Consider the following 1,789-nt stretch of genomic DNA (forward strand, 5'->3'; position numbering starts at 1 on the left):
CTTTGTTTACAGCAACCTCACGGAATACCCCGCCGTTCGTTGAAACAGAATTGCTGGCCCCCAACGATTTCAGCGTAGTACCCAGCTATTGTAGCTCCGTTTTTTGCTTGCGCTCCGTTGAAGGCGACTTTCACAAGCGACATTATGGACACGAAATGTGTTGGCTCTGGAATTATCCTTTGAGTCGTTGCATTTGCGTCCGTTAAAGTAAATCCAGTGAACGACGGCTTCGCGTTGTTTGTGACAATCCTTGCCGTTAGTGCCGTTGACTGTGTTTGAATCAATTTGCCGTCAACATAAGTATCGACGTATATAGTACCTCGGCCAGTTGTTGCATCCGGTATGTCGTTTGCGAAATCCGCTGGGATTGTCCACTTTAACGATGTCCCAACGTTGTCAGCAATCTTACCTTGCTTATTGCCCCAAGCGTAGCGTAGTGTATGCGTGGCACCAGCTATTTTCCTATCAATAGTAATATCTACTTGATTGCCAATAAATCCCTCCGAGACACTCACTGAACTTCCCCTTGGAATCGTCGTCAGTGTTATGCCTTGATTACCGATGTCTAGGTTTCCTGGGCTGTATCCACCCGAGCCATTGAAATGAGCGTGTACGCCGAAGGCACCAGACCCATCATCAGCATGACGAACAGTAATTGTGCGATCAATCAACTGTATTTCCGAATTTCGATTAAACATCGCTGGACTTCCAGAATAGTCAATTCGTTGACCAAAACCATCAACGTACCCAGAACATTGATAGCTTGCAAACGTCCACCCTTGGTTAAGCAATGCCAATCGAATACGGACATCACTTGTGTTGTTTTGGATATTCTGTCCAATTTGGTCAATCCACAGCCTGATACGATATCCACGGTCATTATTTGACCAAAATTCTACCATGATTAACTACCTCCCACATATCTAATCACGTTCCTGTCAGGATTGATGAAATCCTGTTCTTCTCGATAGCGACCAATCTGGATTGTCTTAGAGAAAATACCATTCTCGATGTGAATCACACCTTGTGAAATATACATCACCTCATTACCGGCTGAGAACATTGAAATACGACCGTTTGGATTGAATAGCATAGAGCTAGAATTATCTGTTTTACCAATAACAAGCCCCTCGTTTGAAGATGCCATGTAGCTATCGATAAAGTTCCAACGCTCTGACATATCGTTCAGATTGTTCTCTAATTTTGCGACACGGCTACTTGCATCCGCAAGATTCTTCTCGGCTTGTGCACGATTGGCATTATTTGCGTTAACAAAATCTTGATAAGCCTTCACCCATTGATTGAGTGTATCAAGCGATGCCTTAGCTTCTAATTCCGATTTCATCACTGAATTAATCTCATTCAGTCGATTTAACTGGCTTTGTGTCAATGCGCTGTCAGCCTTGCTGTCTAACTGGCTAGCTAAGTCTTTTGGCGATGCTTGCCATGCTCGGTCAGTCGTACCCTCATAACAGTCCAATTCAGTAAAGAATAGTAACGACTCATTGCCGTTATTTGTCCCCTTGTTGTCAATACGGATAAAACCTTCGTCGCATTCCCCAGCGTTGAAAGTTAAATGCCACTTGGCCAAACCTGTTGTGGACGGTGAGCCATTGTGTGTTTTAAAGTTAACAACCTTAGAGAATGTCTTATCTGTTTCATTCGACTTGCGACCGAGGAAATAGATGTCTACACCCTTTATGTTCCCAGTGGCAAACGTTTGAATATTGAACGAATAATCAGTGTTTCGTTTGACTGGAAAACGTAGCGTAGACGTTGGCACTAATGA

At 43.7% G+C, this 1,789-nt stretch carries 1 protein-coding gene and 1 pseudogene; both read right to left on the bottom strand.

The genetic code is table 11. From position 1 onward, the window contains the following. Positions 1–17: 17 nt before the first annotated feature. Positions 18–902, bottom strand: a complete 885-nt coding sequence (locus HSISS2_RS06660) for a DUF859 family phage minor structural protein (RefSeq protein WP_021146009.1) — start codon at positions 900–902, stop codon at positions 18–20. Between the two features lie 2 nt (positions 903–904). Continuing rightward, a pseudogene (locus tag HSISS2_RS11465) lies at positions 905–1,789 on the bottom strand (hypothetical protein); the annotation flags it as partial.

Source organism: Streptococcus sp. HSISS2 (assembly GCF_000448665.1).
GTDB classification, from domain to species: Bacteria; Bacillota; Bacilli; order Lactobacillales; family Streptococcaceae; genus Streptococcus; species Streptococcus raffinosi.

Excerpts from the sequence above, each read along its gene's own strand:
- HSISS2_RS06660 (WP_021146009.1), bottom strand. The coding sequence starts at position 902 with ATGGTAGAATTTTGGTCAAATAATGACCGTGGATATCGTATCAGGCTG.